The organism is Pseudoalteromonas sp. McH1-7 (genome assembly GCF_013366255.1).
Taxonomy (GTDB): Bacteria; Pseudomonadota; Gammaproteobacteria; order Enterobacterales; family Alteromonadaceae; genus Pseudoalteromonas; species Pseudoalteromonas peptidolytica.
In genome coordinates this window covers 1-12,014 of sequence record NZ_JABWPQ010000019.1, presented here as the reverse complement: position 1 = coordinate 12,014, position 12,014 = coordinate 1, and the positions used below count along the sequence as shown (strand labels likewise).

General features: G+C 44.2%; 8 protein-coding genes. All 8 read left to right on the top strand.

What is annotated here, in order from left to right; all coding sequences use genetic code 11:
* Positions 1-268: 268 nt before the first annotated feature.
* On the top strand, positions 269-3,295 hold the full coding sequence (locus HUZ36_RS13960) for a DUF4815 domain-containing protein (RefSeq protein WP_176033172.1): 3,027 nt from the start codon (positions 269-271) through the stop codon (positions 3,293-3,295).
* Between the two features lie 17 nt (positions 3,296-3,312).
* Entirely contained in the window at positions 3,313-4,524 is a 1,212-nt protein-coding gene (locus HUZ36_RS13955) for a hypothetical protein (protein WP_176033171.1), read from the top strand.
* Positions 4,525-4,566: 42 nt separating this feature from the next.
* The gene (locus HUZ36_RS13950) at positions 4,567-8,370 is read left to right on the top strand and encodes a DUF4815 domain-containing protein (RefSeq protein ID WP_176033170.1); all 3,804 of its coding nucleotides are present in this window, start codon (positions 4,567-4,569) and stop codon (positions 8,368-8,370) included.
* A gap of 95 nt (positions 8,371-8,465) precedes the next feature.
* Entirely contained in the window at positions 8,466-8,891 is a 426-nt protein-coding gene (locus tag HUZ36_RS13945; RefSeq protein ID WP_147390438.1) for a hypothetical protein, read from the top strand.
* Between the two features lie 3 nt (positions 8,892-8,894).
* Complete coding sequence (locus tag HUZ36_RS13940) at positions 8,895-9,782, top strand: hypothetical protein (protein ID WP_125251869.1); 888 nt, start codon at positions 8,895-8,897, stop codon at positions 9,780-9,782.
* A gap of 146 nt (positions 9,783-9,928) precedes the next feature.
* Positions 9,929-10,555, top strand: coding sequence for a hypothetical protein (locus tag HUZ36_RS13935; protein WP_128730760.1), 627 nt, complete (start codon positions 9,929-9,931; stop codon positions 10,553-10,555).
* Between the two features lie 157 nt (positions 10,556-10,712).
* Positions 10,713-10,922, top strand: a complete 210-nt coding sequence (locus HUZ36_RS13930; protein WP_125251867.1) for a hypothetical protein — start codon at positions 10,713-10,715, stop codon at positions 10,920-10,922.
* 94 nt (positions 10,923-11,016) lie between these two features.
* Positions 11,017-12,014 (top strand): hypothetical protein (locus HUZ36_RS13925; protein WP_176033169.1); only part of this gene is annotated, 998 nt, incomplete at its 3' end.

Below are 12,014 nucleotides of genomic sequence, written 5' to 3'. Positions count from 1 at the left end.
TTGTGAATGAATAAAAAGCATCAGAATTAACATGTTAGGTTCTATGGTACGTACATAAAATCATGACGATAACACATGGTAGCACTGAGACAAATTCGCTAATTGGTTTGAAGCAAGAGTAACAGTCTATATTCTTTTTTCACTCCTTTTCGCTTTACGCTAGCGCCACATTGTACAACAGTGGTAGTATTAACACAGACTTATGTCTTGAGACTTGTAGGTGGCCTATCCCAAACGCCACCAAAATGAAAATTGAGGGGATTATTCCATGGCTATAACAGGCATTGTGACCAATAAAGGTCTTGCCGAAGCTGTAAAGGCATCATCGAACCAGGGCTGGTCGATTTTCCCAACACGGTTTGGTATTTCGGCACAAGACGGGGAGTTGAGTGCAAAGCGAACTGATACAAATGTCACTTGGTATGACGCACACATCACAGATCAAACTGTGGTTTCTGAAAATACCATTCAGTTTGTTTGTACAATACCTCCACAGGTAACCGAAACAGATCAGCACATCAAAGAGATTTACCTGTTCGGTGAAAATCCAGACGAAGGGTCGGAGTTTTTGCTGGCGATCGGTCACCCAAGCGATAACGTCACTTATTTTAAAGATGGCTCTATCACGCTGCGCATGCACGTCACGCTTGCCAATATTCAAGCATCACAAGTATTTGAATTTAAATACACAGGCCATCGCTCGATTGAAGAACATAACACCGATGCAACCGCTCACCAAGAATTATTCGGCACGCTCACCGATCAAATTAAAGCGCTGGGTGAAACTATCCTAGTGGATGGTCAGCTTGCCAGTGGTGGCTCTATGTATATTGATCGTGCAACAGGACGATGCAAAGTAGATTCAGCGCGTTTTTACCACAAGGGCGTACTTTACACGGTGCCTGCAGGCGAAGTGATCATACCTTTGAGTGGCGTGATGGGAGTGGGTGTTTGGCTCTCAACCGATACAGACACACAAGAGAAAACGCTAAAATGGGGCACTCGCCATCAAAGCGCTGGCACGCGTTACTATGAAATTCATGTTGTCGAAGATGGTTATCTCAAAACGGTTGTAAAAGGTGAAATTGTACAAGAGCCAGTGTCTAGCGCCATTGTTCGTTATGACAGAGATGCTAATGGCTCTTATGTGGTCAATGGTCTAAAAGCAACAATAACCGAAACCGACGATAGTTCTTATGTTATTCAAGTTTCTGAAGGCAAAGCCCATATCGACGGCACAGAAATAAAACAACATAAAACCGTTGAGATAAAAGAGTACTTTGACCCTGATACCGCGCCGGTTGCTGCCGAGCGACATACATTTAAGCCTGATGCTAAGGGGATTATGGGTGTATCTCTTTTTGAGCAACCCGTTGCAACTGACAAGCCTATTAGGGTTGATTACACCAAACAGCAAGTATTCCGAGTGCGAAGAGGCCAATTTAGCGCTACACGTGACTTTGTTGTAGAAAACCCTACTAAAATAATCGCCGTATATGGTGACGGCCGACAATACCGTGAAGGCGTACACTTTGACATATCTGGATCTTTTATAGACTGGTCTAGAAGTGGAACTCAAGCGCCTACGATGGATGCGCACTATTTCATCGAAGTCCAATTTACCAAAACAGAAACAGTGCCCACCAACGACATCAGTGCAGCCGGTTTTACATTGCAAGATGCGGTCGAAGATTCCCATTTCTTAGTCAGTTATGAAACGCTGCTACCAAGAAAAGACTTGGTTATCTTAAATCGCACAGGGCAAATAGAACGCGTTAAAGGCAAAGGGGACACTCGTTCATTGACTACCCCAGCAGTACCGGCCGGCGCCCTACAGCTTGCTGAAATTCGCCACCATTGGACTGCGGGAGTTAACCCTCAGATCGAAGACTCAGGCGTGGTGGCACTCAAAGCGTCCGAATTAAACGAAATGCGCAACCATATTTCACAACTGTTTGATATGTTGGCTGTTGAGCGCGTTGAACGCCTTGCGAACTCGGACGATCCACGTACTACAAAAGGTATGTTTGTTGACCCATTCATCAGCGATGACTATCGTGATGGTGGCGCTACACAAACCGCAATGGTCGATGCACAGAACCAAGAGCTCACCTTGGCATTTGATGTCAATACCATAGATACCAAGTCAATCAGCCAAGAAGATGCACCACAGGGTCTAGCCTGCTTACCGTATACTTTAAAAGAAATTGTCTCTCAAAATGCCAGTACAGGGGCCATGAAGGTCAATCCATATGCGGCATTTGACCCAATTCCACCGAAGCTGACAATTTCTCCGGCGATCGATAATTGGACAGTACAAACAAACCTAAGAACTTCCATTAGTCGTACCGTCATTGCGTCGCGTCAACGTATGCGCGCCTCTGATTTCAGACAGCGTTTTGGTAGTGGTAGTGTTGCCACAGTCACTAATTCTCGAAATGTGAGCTCATCCACGACCATGCGTGTAGAAGATTTGCCTAACTTACGTAGTCTGCGCGTTAGCTTTGACCTGCAAGGCTTTAAGCCAGGTGAAGCGGTAAGAAATATTCGCTTTGGGAGCAAAGATGTAACAGATTCTGTTGGTGAATACGGCCTCCCAGCGGTTGACAAAACACTGCTAATTGGCGACAACAGACGATTAGATACACGCCCACTGTTTGAAGGCGCACAGCATGCAATCCTTAACTGGGAGCGCAGCAACCCTTCTACTAATGGGCAAGTTGGTAATGAAAGTTCTGCGTGGTCTGTATCGAACGGCCATCTTCAATATCGATTTAATTCAACCTCTTGGGCAATGCTGCTTTCAACCAATACATTTGATAACTTTGATGTAACCGCCCGTTTCACAGGCCTTGATAACGACAATGACCGCATGGGTATCGTTATTGCTCGGATCAAAGTTGACGGTAAAGAGCATACCCTCAGTGCTGTTCGAAACCAAGACAAAGGCGAGAACGATTTGCGCTGGGCCATTATTAAAGATTATCGCTCAGCCGATGCCACTGAGATTTCTCGCTCAAAAAATACCGATGTGCGTAACAATAATGGGGCGGCTTGGTCAGCATTCCCAGAAGGGATGTTAGTCCGCGTGCGCCGTCAAGGTGACATCATTGAATGTTGGACTAGCGAGGCTGGAGAAAGTGAGCTAAAAGCGTCATCTAAATATCTGATTGATTTAAGTAAGGACTCCCGCCTAGCGGTATTTAGACGTCCTTGTTCATGGGGCCTGGGTTCATTTAGCCAACAAAACCGTGCTGAGGTTATCAGCCACACAAACCATGGCAACTTAGGCTAATAAAGAGAGAATGAGACATGTCTAACACATTGATAGCAGATCACAACGGGGCTGTACGCGGCTCATTCCAAATTCCATCAAATGTGCCCGCGGGTACCTATGATGTAACAGTGGAAGGTAACAAAAATAGCAGCGCAGCGACGACCTTTACCGGACACGGGCAAGCTGAGGTTACTCAAGTACAAGATGTGATCACCACATCACTAACACAAATTACGCGCTACGACCCATTAGCACAGACATTTACTTTTGATCGTACATTGTATCTAGCCGCAGCCGATGTCTGGTTTACCAAAGTAGGTGAAACCGCACTAACTGTGGACATACGCACGACAGAAAACGGCATTCCGACACAAACTGTATTACGTCGCACACGTGTTGAAGCTCATACGATCACCACACAAAACAACACTGCAACACGCATTACCTTTGACCCTGTGCTGTTAGAGCGTGGTGTTGAATACTGTATTGTGCTGATGTCTGATGATCCGAACTATGAAGTTGAAGTGGCCACATTAGGCGACTATGACGAAAGAGCTGACGCATGGGTAACAGCGCAACCATTTCAAATTGGTGTGCTATTGAGCTCAAGTAATGCCGTGACTTGGACGCCGCATCAAAAAACTGACCTACGTTTTACGCTGCATGAAGCTGAGTTTACCTCAACCACAAGAAACTATAACTTGGGCGAGTTTGATTTGTATGAAGCAGATCTGGTGCAAACACAGTTTAACGCCATGCGCCAAGATGCAGAAACCGACGTTAACCTCGTGATGACCTTGCCGAGCAATCGTGAAGTGCGCTTGAAAGAAGGCTCATTAATCACCCTAGGCGAGAAGGTAACAGGTCGTGCGAAGGTCAAGGTGGAGCTATCAGGCACCAAAGGTAAAACTCCACAAGTTCTGGCACCGATTACTATGGTGGGTGCTGGTGTAAAAGAAAAAGGTATTTATATCACCCGTCACATCAGCTTAGGCGAGCATGTCGATGTTCGTGTTGGATTTGATGCTGCGACAGGCCTTGACTCAAAAGTGACAGCGTACTACTCAACGGGTTCACAATGGCTGGAACTGCCATTAGTAGAGCAAATGTCGCTGGGCGGTGGTTTTAGCGAGCGACGCTACGAATTAAATGATATCTCGGGTGAAACTATACGCATTAAGCTAGAACTTGAAGGTACCGCAAATGATGTACCGCGCGTACGCCCTTTACGTGTGACCGTAGTTTAACTCACACACATCCGAATGAGACTTGTATAAAGGAAAATTGAAATGGCAGTTATTGGCGTCATAACGAACGAAGGTCTATCAAAGACGATTAACGCAGCCAACCAACAAGGTTGGAACATTAACCCAACACATTTTGCTATCAGTGCAACAAAAGGTGATTTAAATTCGTCACGCGATGGCGAGTCTACCAACGAAACTTGGTATGAAGCCCCCATAACATCACGACGTGTGATCAGTGAAAACTCTATCGAATTCGTCTGTAATATTCCTCCGAATGCAACTACAGAAGATATGGATATCGGTGAAGTTTATCTTTATGGTAGCGTCAGCGAAGACGATAACATTCCAGCTGAAGAACCGTTTCTACTGGCGCTTGGTCAACCTTCAAACGCCTTAACGTATTATTTTGAAGGCTCAATTTCACTGCGCCTTGTGGTAACACTAACCAACATTAATATCTCAGAGTTATTTGAGTTTAAATATGAAAATACACTCGATATTGATGACCATAACATGGATGCCGACGCCCACCCTAAATTAATCTCTGCTATTGCCCAGTGGGTTAAGGGTCTAGGTAACGCACTACTACGTAACGGCCAATTACTCTCTGGCGGTTCATTGCATGTGTCACAGCCGATTGGCGATGATATTAAGCTACGCGCTGATGCTGCTGCAATCTATATCAACGGTGCCGTGCTATACGTGCCGCAAACTGCTGAGCCAATTTCAGCGAGCCACAATGCTACCTTTAAATTTGGTGTCTGGGTTGATAATTCAGGCGCAGAGAATGTCGGTGGCTCAGAGCTTACCTCTCCAGACGCATCAGTTAAGTGGGGACTCGATTATGTGCAAGATAATGTGGGCGACTTCTACCCTGTCTATACGGTTTCTAACGGTAAACTACTGGAAGAGGAAGCACTACTATCCGATGAAGCCAAAGAGCTAGTCGCACAAATTGTGCGCTATGATGTGGATGCCCATGGTGATTATGCTGTAAATGGCCTTGATGTGCGCTTACATGAGTTCAATACCGATGTAGATGGTGATCTCACTGACCCACTGAAAGATTCAACAACATTTGTTATCTCAAGTGGTCGTGCCCATGTCGGCGGCAGAGAAATTGATTTACGCCACGATAAACGTAGCCGCTTCAAAAACAATGCAGTTACTTACCTGACGCAAGGTGAAAGAATAGCTTTTCACCCAAACAGTGACCCCAATAAGAATACAAACCGACTAAACCTAGACTTTGGTCCTGTATATCAAATTGAAGTTGTTTATGGTGAAGTGAGTTTACGCCACAAAAAAATAATCCGTACTACTGAAGGTATTGACCAGCTTGGTGTAAGTGCTGTTACTTCAATTGAAAAGATATACATTGGTTCTGGCGAAAGCGAAGTTATCTTTGAAGAAGGTACACATTGGGATTTTCTAGGTAACCAAGAAAGTAACTCGACGATAAAATGGCGTTCTGTTGACGGTGTTCCTGGTCCTCAGGATTCGTATTATGTTGACCTAAATCACAATGAAGAGATCACCCATGCAGTGAGTATTTCCGGTGACCGTAAAGCAATAGAGATCCAAAAATCATTTACAACTGATGAAACTCCAGATGGCCTCGAAACAAGCCTAGTGCCTGGTACAGAAGTTCAGATCGACTACCAATGGCGCGTACCTAGAATCGACCGTTTGTATTTAAACAAAGATGGTGAGTTGATAATGAAACGTGGTGTATCATCACCTTTCGCCAAACCAGCATCTCCAGCGCTGCCTGACAACGTGCTTTCTCTTGCTGAAATTTATCACACTTGGTGGGAAGAACCTGATGTTAAGCGTGATGGTGTAAAAGTAGTACATATGAGCGATCTAAATAAGATGCAGCAAAGTATTGTTGACTTATACGATTTGGTGTCATTAGAGCGCTTAAAAAATGATACAAGTCGCCAAGCACCATCAGCCACTCATGGATTATTCGTTGATCCTATGCTGGATGACGACATGCGTGACCGAGGTCTAGAATCGAATCTAACAAGCAATAAAGTGGATGGTATTGAACAAATAGCACAAATAAATCCTGCTCGTGAAGAGCTTGTGCTGCCTATTAATATGAAACCAAACTCTTTAAATACATCTAAAGAAACCAAACCATGGACTCTTGATTATCAGCATACGGTACTCATTGATAAGGGACGTCCTGTCGAGCAGGTTGAAAAAACGGGGAGTATGAAGGTAAACCCTTACTCGGCGTTTAAACCTATTCCGGCAAAAATGACGCTTATCCCTGCCGTTGATATTTGGACAGAAAGTAAAATAGAACTAAAAGATGGTCCGCCGCTTAATAGTACTGTTGTAAACCATGGGGTATATGGCTTTAAGTTTAGAGGTAATGTAACTTCACAAAAAGTAGGCTCAACTTCTCGTGCCGCTGAGTTTTTACGGGAGCTGGACGTCGAATTTACACTAGAAGGCATGTTGGAAGGGGAAGGAATTCAAGCCTTAACCTTTGATGGTGACGTATTGCCAGTCGTCTCTATTGATGGCAGTACCCCGACGATTGCAGACGCTTCTGGCGTACTCAAAGGTAAGTTTAAGATCCCAAAAGAGACGTACCCTGCAGGTCGAAAAGCAGTAACAGTGAAAGGCACAGGTATTGGTGGCAGCGAGCCAACTGAAGCAGAAGCGTCATTCACGGGTAAGGGCACCATTACAACAGAGGAGTGGCAAACTAAGTTCTCTGGAGGTTTCCAACGCTGGGATCCATTAGCGCAAACCTTCACACTTAATGAGAGCCACTTTATCTCAGGGGTCGATATTAAAATTACTAAACGCGGTGCTAAGCAACTCGTGCTGCAATTACGTAATACGACTGTTGGTATTCCAGATAAAACATTAGCTGAAGTGCGGGTAAATGCTGATGAGTTAATTGAATACGACAGTGGACTTTATGCTTCTAAAGAAGATCCCCTGATCGATGGTAAACCGCAATCTTATAGCAAACCTGAGGATTATGGCTGGACACGTCTGACTTTTGACCCAACTTATATTGAAGCGGGACAGGAGTATGCTTTTGTTGTATTAACCGATGATGCTGACCACGAAATGGCGATTGCAGAGCTAGGCGGTGTCAACGAGAAGCAAAAAGTGATCACGGAGCAAGCTTACCAAATTGGTGTCATGTTATCGTCATCCAACGCAACAACTTGGACGCCACACCAAAAAGCAGATTTAACATTCCGCTTACTCAGAGCTGAATTTACCTCTTTAGAAAAAGAGATTAATTTTGGCGAGTTCGAAGTTGAAAAATTGTCTGATTTAATGGTAGCAGGTGGTGCAATTCGCCCTTCTGATAAATCAAACATTAAGATCAACTTTACGACGGAAGAGAATGTCACCTACGAACTCGACGAGAATGTCCCGTTCCGCTTGCCTAACTCATTTACGGGTAAAGTTAATGTTTCTGCGCGTTTATCGTCAGACAGTCACTATAGATCACCATTAATGTGGCCAGAAGCGCTGATGATGATTGGCTCACAAGCATCTAAAGCCCTCTACTGTACACGTACCTTTATGACTGGCGCTGCCGAGTCAACGTTGCGAGTTACCTTTGAAGGCCAATTTAAAGGTGATGCAAGCGTACAAGTATTTTACGCTGTGGATCCAAGTGCCAGTAACATCACTTGGATTGAAATGACATCCCCTGATGAAAAAGCGCTTGGTATAGACAGAACTGAGTATACCTACACGAAAGAGAACTTTGAGCATACCTCAACGCAAATAAAGTTAGTACTTAATGGCTCGGCACTTAACCGACCGGTAGTATCAAACTTACGTGCAATGGCTTTCTAATATAAAGCCCCGAGCAACGCAACAACTGGGGCGCCTCACTGAGTGAGCCGCCCCTTTTTGTCTAGAAGCCACAACGTGAAACACAGAGGCCTGTCATGGCATTATTGAACGACTTTAAAATCCTCAAGGGCGGCGGTGGCGGTGGTGCCGCATATCGTCGTGAAGATATACTCACCTCAGGAGTCATAGCGCCAAAACAGTTTGAAAGCCTAAGCGTCAAAATGGGCCAATCAATCACGCTCACCAAGCTTGAGGTCAGCGCGCCATGCTTGATCAGGATATTTGGTAAAAAAGACTTTTCTGACCCAAATCCTTTTGAGTTTTTAGCTTACCCAAGTTACTTAAGTTATGAGGGCGCGGTATGGGACACACTCGGCACTGTCTGGGGTAATAACCGCTACCCGACACTCATCAACAAAGATGAGTTCCCAAATAACAAACTCTATTGGCACATCGCCAACCCCAGTGACGACCCGATACAGATCACGGTTGACTTTGGTTGGTTAGTTTTAGAGGAATAACGCATGTTTTATATTGACATACAAAGAGAAACAGAGCGCCGTTACTCAGCTGAAAAATTCATGCCCTTTAAGCACCGTACCGAACAAACAGGAAAACAGGGCGGTGTATATGATGTCTTAGATTCATATATGTTTGCAGCGATAAAAAAGCTGCCGATGGCCGGTACGTATTTAATCGTTGAAGATGAAGGCAACCCGCCATTAATTTCATACCGCTTGTATGGCCATACCGAGTATTGGTGGATGCTAATGACCTACAACAGCCTCGTTAGCCCCATGCAACTCAAAGCGGGTGTCAGTATAAAGTATCCCATACTTTCAGAATTAGAAGCTTTATACGCAAAGCTAGCAGCGCGAGAACGTCACCCTAACGTTAAAAAAGTTGCAGCATCGACACCGCAAACCACAGGAAAAATTGGTGATCCTGATTCGCTCAACCACATTATTCCAAGTGGTAATGGCAATACCAACGCCATGTTACTTAGAGCGTACGCAAGTTTTGCAGCCCAAAAGTACGATCTCGCTTATGCTATCATTGATGATTTTCAAACAACCGAGGGGATCAATATTGATAGTTCTTCTGGTATTGATCACACCCCCTATAAGGTTGATATGTCTGCAGGGGGACGCCGTGCGCCGGTTTTGACGACGGTAACCCATCATTTGCTTGATGCTGCAAACGGGAACGCAGTTCATATCGCAATGCTACCCGACACTGAAGGCCTGAACATCGAATACAGTTTAGATGGCGGCACAACTTGGGAAGCGTTTAACAAAGGCGTTATTTTCACCAAGGGCGGTGATCATATTACCCTGAGGTTTATCTATAACCCTAGTGCTGGGGCGTCAATGAAACGTGCTTTCAACGGATATGTTATTGTACATAATTAGTAATGTATTGGGAGGCAGTACAAAAGCCTTCATACTGCAATAAATATGCAATTCTAGGTATTTTTCAGCAGTGACTATCGCCTTAGAATTAGCTAAAATTGTACAATAGTAGAGAATGAGACTTGTAAGTTGGATATCATTTAAAGATGACCATACATAGAAAGACGATAACTGTTCCCGTTAAAACAGGCAGTCGCGATCACCGTCATAGTAACCTAGATGTGTTAGACAGTTTTCGTACGGATCAATACGGAACATTAAAATTCAACAGTAAGACATTGGTTGATAAAGAATTTTTAGAGAGTTCATTACGTAAAAGAGAGCTGTTGCAGCGGCCTTATGTCGTCGTCAGCTATTCAACTCACTTGTCACTGACTTCAGGTTTACCTTATTTAAACCTACTCACCTTTAAAGAGGGTAATGAAGTAAACGGGCAAGAAAGCCATAATTGTACAATAAGACCATATGATGCGGTCATGCATATTAATCAAAGTAACGCAGAGCTGGTCACCAATAGTGTAAACATCACCAGTGACAGTCAACCAGATGGAAAAGCCCATCAACTTTTGATTACGACCATCCCATCGTATGAAGATCAAATTGTAAAAGTGTCTCTTGATAACACAGACAGTTGGTATGTCGTTGCTCAAGACACGCCAATTGACATACCCAATGGTGCAAGTTCGTTACGAGCAAAACTATCGATGCCTCAAAGCAAAGACCCCGCAGATACAGAACGTCCGATCTACGGTATCTACATTCTGTATCGATGAGATTTGAAGGCGTTCAAACCACCGCCAGATGTTAGAGCAGTGGTGTAACGCGAGCATCCAAAAGTGCACGCTAGAGACTACGGCCCATGGTGATGGTAAACGCGAATGCTAGCTGTGAGTGAGACAAATAGCGAAAATGATTAATTAGGAGTTTGATATGGTGATCTCAACACACCGTTTAGGGCTAGCTGCGTTCATGAAAATGCAAGGTTGTAGCCTAGAAAAATTTGAAAATCGTCGTTTTTTCTTTGCAACAGAAAAAACACTGACCGATTGGGAAATCGAATATAGCAATTCTTGCTGTTATCGACATGACCTTGAGCTTTGTGAACTACGTAAGCTCTACCCTACAAGCCCTCGAGGTTAAGTAAGTAGGCGCTGGAAAGGTGGCAAGTATAGATTGCCGCCTTTGTTTATGAGCATGCGTCACTAAGACGCAAAGTTGAGTGAGAGTTTGCGAGATGACCACGCTAGATTACGGGAATCTAAGTTCTCAAATTTTGCAAGAGGAACGAGCTGCATTAATCGCGTCAGCAACAAAGCAGCTTAAAGAGCAAGATCAAGAATATTTTGGAACCCAAACCTATCACAACACCGTTATTTTCAACCTTGATGTTGATTTAGGTGCACTCGAAAATGCCAAATACGCGGTCAACGCGTATAGCGTTAAACAGTATGTAAATAATTTTTTTAACCAGATACTAAGCCCTACCGCAAATATTGAGTACAAAGGACATGTTACTTTTTCAGGCGTTAATCCAACTCAATTTGCCCAAAGCCCTGTTATTCACAACGCGTTATCTCTGTCTTCGATAGACAATTTAGCCAATTTTCCAGAGCCTGAGCTCCTTAAAACTCCCGCGCTTGTTGGCGATGTAAAAAACTATATAGACGAAACCTATCGTTTAATAAACCTAAGCTTAGAGTACACAGCTGAGCAAGTAGTTGAAGCTAGGCTCAACCAAATACTACCAGATGCTATTGATTATTTTATTGATATATCGCTTGGCGAAAAATTAGCTTATTTTTCTGATGAATACGTATTTCCTAGAGTTGAACAACAAGTCAGTACTGCGTTAGAGGTTCAGGTAGCGCCAGCTGTGTCCTCTGCAATTCAAGATGACTTAGCGGCGTTTGCGCAATCAATCACAAATGATTATACAACCGCAATCGCTCGAGCTATTGAGAGCATCGATCCAGGTAACAGTTGGACCGAAGCGCAAATTCAAAATATTGCCGCCGAAGTCGATAACATTGTCGTACCGGATATTGTCGATACACAACTGAATTTAAAAGTCGCGCCAATGGCCAAAGCTGCCCTTGCCGACGACCTCAACGCGTTGCAAGCCAGTGTCACCGACGCCTATCAGGCAGAAATCGCTCAAGCCATCGCCGGCATTGACCAAAGTGGCAGGTGGAGCGAAGCACAAATTCAAGAAATAGCAGCAGCGGTTGATAA

Excerpts from the sequence above, each read along its gene's own strand:
- HUZ36_RS13960 (WP_176033172.1), top strand. The coding sequence starts at position 269 with ATGGCTATAACAGGCATTGTGACCAATAAAGGTCTTGCCGAAGCTGTA.
- HUZ36_RS13955 (WP_176033171.1), top strand. The coding sequence starts at position 3,313 with ATGTCTAACACATTGATAGCAGATCACAACGGGGCTGTACGCGGCTCA.
- HUZ36_RS13950 (WP_176033170.1), top strand. The coding sequence starts at position 4,567 with ATGGCAGTTATTGGCGTCATAACGAACGAAGGTCTATCAAAGACGATT.
- HUZ36_RS13945 (WP_147390438.1), top strand. The coding sequence starts at position 8,466 with ATGGCATTATTGAACGACTTTAAAATCCTCAAGGGCGGCGGTGGCGGT.
- HUZ36_RS13940 (WP_125251869.1), top strand. The coding sequence starts at position 8,895 with ATGTTTTATATTGACATACAAAGAGAAACAGAGCGCCGTTACTCAGCT.
- HUZ36_RS13935 (WP_128730760.1), top strand. The coding sequence starts at position 9,929 with ATGACCATACATAGAAAGACGATAACTGTTCCCGTTAAAACAGGCAGT.
- HUZ36_RS13930 (WP_125251867.1), top strand. The coding sequence starts at position 10,713 with ATGGTGATCTCAACACACCGTTTAGGGCTAGCTGCGTTCATGAAAATG.